3 protein-coding genes and 1 pseudogene are annotated in these 5,774 nt (G+C 36.0%); all 4 read left to right on the forward strand.

Going from position 1 to position 5,774, the window contains the following annotated elements; genetic code table 11:
- The coding region (locus H4J50_RS18385) for a glutaredoxin family protein (protein ID WP_220466342.1) at positions 1–217 on the forward strand (217 nt) is incomplete at its 5' end.
- A 555-nt stretch (positions 218–772) separates the two neighbouring features.
- Positions 773–2,236: pseudogene (locus H4J50_RS18390) on the forward strand (GGDEF domain-containing protein).
- Between the two features lie 128 nt (positions 2,237–2,364).
- On the forward strand, positions 2,365–3,468 hold the full coding sequence (locus H4J50_RS18400) for a hypothetical protein (RefSeq protein WP_108457195.1): 1,104 nt from the start codon (positions 2,365–2,367) through the stop codon (positions 3,466–3,468).
- A gap of 53 nt (positions 3,469–3,521) precedes the next feature.
- Positions 3,522–5,630 (forward strand): 5-histidylcysteine sulfoxide synthase, encoded by a 2,109-nt coding sequence (gene ovoA / locus H4J50_RS18405; RefSeq protein ID WP_182257623.1) that lies wholly within the window; start codon positions 3,522–3,524, stop codon positions 5,628–5,630.
- The last annotated feature ends 144 nt before the right edge of the window (positions 5,631–5,774 follow it).

The raw sequence follows: 5,774 nt of genomic DNA on the forward strand, positions 1-5,774 counted from the left end.
CCTCTATACCATGAGTAATTGTCCTCATTGTCAAACAGCTAAACGTTACCTTGAAGATAAAAAAATTGCTTTTCGAATGTGCAATATTAAAACACCAGCAGGACAAAAAGAATTTTCAAAGTTAAACTTGCGTGGTGTACCTGTACTTAAAGTAGGTGATCAAGTGCTGAAAGGCTTCGACGTTAAGCGTTTTAATCAACTTTATCAAAATGACTAAATTCCATTTTAAAATAATAAGCGGTTCATAGCTTGACCGTATCAAATTTTAAGACAATATCAGCGCATTTCAGTTTGCTTTGTATGATTTTTGATCGTTCATTTTCTGTTTTTGTGGTAGTTTAATAACAAGCGTATATATTCTCACCATGGACCCGCTATGAACAAAGCTTTGCAAATAGCCTATGCAAGTTTAATCATAATACTGTTAAGCTTTGCTGTCGCATCGAAAGCTAATGAGGCTATCAACTTTCGAGACATGGATCACGATGTCTACCTTGAACCATGGCAATCCTATCAAAAAATTATCGGTTTAGAATCAGCAGCTCAGTCTTACGACGAACTCACTTATCTTTGGTGGCTATTACGTAAAGCTCAAACAGAAAACTTAATTTACTTTTACGATGATTTTATTCTAACAGTTGCGCAAGCTAATGGACTCATTTCAGTTAAAACCCCCTTAGCAATAACGGCGCGTTTAAGTTTATACCAAGGGCTTATTCATCGTAGGCAAGGTAATTACAAATTATCTAAAGAGGTGCTAACCAAAGGTTTAATGCAGGCAAAGGAAGCCAAGTTAAGTAGTTTGTATATATATACAAAACAAGAACTTGCCTATACCAAAACCTTGACCGAGCTGTTTGACACATCACTAGTCGATATTCAAGAAGCTTACGTTGAAGCCTTTGCCCTCAAAGATCAGTTTTTAATTGCCACAATAAATGACACTTATGGTGCTATTTATGGCTACTTAAATGATTATGAAAAATCAATTGAGTATTATCAAAGGTCTTACGAAGCCTTTCAAAATTTACAATATCCTGCTCATATTGCTGTGGCCGTATATGGTTTAGCATCTACTTATCGTTATTGGAAAAAATACGATCTAGCGATTGAGTATTTTAAAAAGTATCAACAACAAATTATTTACACTCCTAATGCTAATATTAATTTTTTTGCTGAATATGGTCTTGGTATGACTTTAGCAGAAAAAGGTGATTGCCTTGAAGCGATTAAGGTAATAAATACAGCGCTGAAACTTGAAGGTATTCTTGATTACAATGCAGAACTGTATAAGCGTAAAGCAAGTTGCTTGATCGCATTAGGGCAACTTGAAGCAGCAGAAGAAGCGCTATTTAATGCAGCTAATATTTTTGCCAATATTCCTGAGTTAATAGGTACAACTTGGCAGCTTGAAGTGATCAAAATATCAAGTGAATTGGCTTATGCGCGAGGACAATACGATATTAGTTATAGTATCCTCAAAAAATATCATCTCGAAAATACTGACTTATTGATAAAAAACTCATCAGATAGGTTATTACAAGTTAGAGCGAGAATGGAGGTTGATCGTCATAAAATAGCTCAAAACTTGGCAGAAAAACGCTCACAAGTGCAGATGCTGGAAATAGAAAAACGACAGAATGATAATGTGCTTCAGGTATATTTCAATATTTTTATTATTTCAGTTATATTCATTGTTATCGTCATTATGGTGGCACAATATAGAACGAATAAAAAAATGCATCTACTGTCTATAAAAGATCCTTTAACGGGGCTGTTTAATCGACGATACATTTTTGAATATCTACAAAAAGCACTAGAAGGCGGTTGTCCTGACAAAATAGCATTGACCATTGTGCTGATCGATATTGACGATTTTAAAAAAATAAATGACAGTTATGGTCACCCCATTGGAGATAACGTTATAAAAAAAGTTGCTCAAGTGGGGTGAGATGTTTTTCGTCAAGATGATATCTTCGGGCGTATAGGCGGTGAAGAATTTTTATGTATTTTACCCAGAACTAATATTGTTGACAGCACTAAAATTGCACAACGATTCTTAGCCCTAACAGCAGCATCTACTATGGTTGAAGATCATTCAGATCAGGTAACAGTAAGTATCGGTATCGCCGAAGTTTCACTTCAATGCAAAGATGTAAATCAATTATATATCAACGCAGATAAAGCACTTTATCAAGCAAAACACTTAGGTAAAAATCAAGTTAATGTTTTTTAATCCAAAATCATCCTTGTTACGTATAACCTTTTATTAATAAAATTTATCTCTCAATTTTACTCTAAAAATCACGAGAAGATTAATTTTTCAGGATATACGTAATATCAAAGTTTAGACATTTGTCCATTATGAATAGTTTACATAGGCTTGCTGAAGCCATCATTTTAAGTTTGCAGGAATATATTAACCAGCGAGGATTTCGTGCGTTAATTCATTTTGAATTAGAAGGGTGTTATCAAAAGCCAGCGAATAAAACTGTTGATTATAAACGAGTGAATAAAGAACTATTATCGCTAGGTATTGATGGTGAGGTAGTTGCCGAATTCTGGAGTAACCAATGGGAGTATGTTTCACTTTTTAATGGTCAAAGCCCATTAAAAGAAGCTCAAAACCTGCATCGTGCTATATATTTTTTACCGAAAATATTTGCTGAACAGGGTATTAGTAAAACACTCATAAAACCTGTGGTTTGGGCTGGTGATCAAGGCAAATTAGCATTGGGATGCAAAAATATTTTTAGTGGCGATAATCGCTCAGTGCATATACCCAATGCAATTCAAATAAATGTTAGCGTGCAAGATTTACTCGGAAATAACTTACTCGTGTCAGGTAATTTTGGTGAATGTTTACAGCAATGTTTTTTACATACAAGCTTAGCGAATAGTTTAATTTACTTGCCGGAAGAGGAGGCTTTTGAACGCTTAGTGCTTAAATCAAAATATGGCTTGGCAGAAGAGCTTTGTTCACCGGTTGATATTTCTGGTGGGCATCAAGGTAGCATCGCGCTTTATCGTGATATTGGTAAACACAATCAGGAAATGGGTGTTGAACCATTATTATATGATGATAAAAATAATGTCATTTTGAGTCAGAGAAATTGGCATAAAACAGCTCGTATAGAACACAGGTTAGGTGCATCAAGCGAACATTACAATCCTTACTTAAATGTAGTGTTTGCTTTATTAAATGTGATTGATGCACTCGATGATGTAAACATGAGCATTTCACAACAAAATAAAGATTATGGTCAACTACCGAGCTCATTACATGACACGGCAAGTAACCTTGGCGCCATTTCATTATTTGAAAATAATGATTGGTTTAGTCGAAGCATAGACAAAGTGCTAAGCGCGACAAGTTTTAATATTGAAAATACAACCGGATATACGGCAGGGCAGTTATTGCAACGGCATTATTTAATACAGTTTCAAACGCCTAGTATCGTTACGTAAAGTATCTGATTTAAATACTACATCAAACTATTATAAAATTTAGTGAATATTACATGATAAATCAATTAAATACGCCAACACTTGATGGCAATTCAATAACGGAAAAACGCGTAGAGTTAGCTGCATATTTTAAAAATACGTGGTCGACTTACGAGTCATTGTTTTCCTTAATTAATAATGACGATGCTTATTTTTTAAGACCTGAGTCGTTAAGGCATCCGTTGGTGTTTTATTATGGGCATACCGCTACTTTTTATATTAATAAATTGATATTAGGCAAGTTCATTCAACAGCGAGTGAACAACCACATAGAAGCTATTTGTGCTGTTGGTGTTGATGAAATGAGCTGGGATGATCTCAACAGTGAACATTACGACTGGCCAAGTGTTAATGAAGTAAGAGATTATCGCAAAAAAGTCTATAACCTCGTTTTAAACTTGATTGACACCATGGAGTTAAGCTTACCTATTACCCAAGATTCTTTAGCGTGGATTATTTTAATGGGTTGTGAACATGAGCGTATTCATCTTGAAACATCTTCTGTGATCATGCGCATGCTGCCCTTGAAATGGTTAACAACGACAACACAATGGCAGCCATGTTTGCAGTCATCAGCGGCACCGGAAAATGAATTAATACCTGTCAAATCTCAAAGCTTATCTCTGGGTAAAAAGCACGAAGACAATACCTACGGTTGGGATAATGAGTATGGCCATCAATTGGTTGACGTCGAAGAGTTTAGTGCGGCTAAGTTTTTAGTGTCGAATCATGAATACATGGAGTTTGTTAATGCCGATGGTTATTTATCGAAAGAGTTTTGGTGCGAAGAAGGGCAAGCATGGTTAGCCTTCACTCAAGCAACTATGCCAAGGTTTTGGCAATGTAGTAATGGCAAATATACTCAACGTAATTTAACGAGCGAAATGCCATTACCATTAGATTGGCCGGTAGAGGTTAACTGTTTAGAAGCAAAAGCATTTTGCCAGTGGCGACAAAAATACAGTGATGACTTTATCCGCTTACCTACTGAGTCACAATGGTATTGTTTGCGGGAGCAAGTGCAGGGCGATCAGCATCAATGGCCTAAAGTGCCTGGCAATATCAATTTAGCTTACTATGCTTCTTCTTGTCCGGTTAACCAACATCAAAACGGTAACTTTTTTGATGTGGTAGGTAATGTTTGGCAATGGACCGATTCAGCAATAGATGGTTTTTCTGGCTTCAAAGTCCACCCATTATATGACGACTTTTCAACACCAACCTTTGATGGTAAGCATAATTTAATAAAAGGGGGGTCTTGGATATCTACTGGCAATGAAACATTAGCTTCATCGCGCTATGCGTTTAGACGACATTTTTATCAACATGCAGGTTTCAGATATATAGCCAGTAAACAGCCCCAAAGTGAGCAATTAAGTGTTAATAAATATGAAACAAGTAAAGATATTTGCCAGCAGCTTGAATGTTATTTTGGTGACAAAAAACTTGGTTTTGACAACTACGGGCAACAAATAGCGAAACAAGTGGTTAGTGCAATAGCTACTGAAAGTATTGCACCTAAACGTTTGCTGAACCTAGGTTGTAGTGTAGGCCGAGTCGCATTTGAGCTTAGTCAGCATTTTCAACATATTGATGCAGTGGATTTTTCTGCAAGAACAATACAATATGGTGTGCAATTTCAATCGGGCGGTAGTGTGCGTTATACCGATACTATTGAAGGTGATATTTGTCAGTTTAATGAAGTTTTTTTGGCTGATAAAGTCAAGGGTGCTTGTAGTGAACGCGTACTTTTTAATCAAGCCGATGGATGTAATTTAAAAAATAAATTTAATCACTATGATGTTGTTTTGATTCAGCATGCGTTAGAGCAAAGTTATGATCCTAAACGCTTGCTGGAGAATGCTAAAAGTCGTCTTAACCCTTTAGGTTTACTGATCATTATTTCAGATTATAATTATCAATTACAGACAACAGAAAAGTCTAAATGGTTGAGTGGAATTAAAATCAATGGCGAAAACGTATCAGGTATTGATGCTTTAACTAACCAGCTCAGCGACGATTTTGAACAAATATTGGTCACTGACTTAACGCGCGTTATTACCGACTCTGTGCGTAACTTTAACGTAAGTAATTGCCAGCTCAGTGTTTGGCGAGCATTATGATAATCACGCTTATCTACGTTTTAAGTATAATTAGTTAAATATGCCGACATACACATTGCCCAAGCATATTGCTTTTAGTCAGAGCCTAGCGGGTTATATTAAATATAATTTAAGTGATTCGACCGCTCAGGCACTGACACTCGC

It is taken from the genome of Colwellia sp. 6M3, assembly GCF_014077595.1.
GTDB lineage: Bacteria > Pseudomonadota > Gammaproteobacteria > Enterobacterales > Alteromonadaceae > Cognaticolwellia.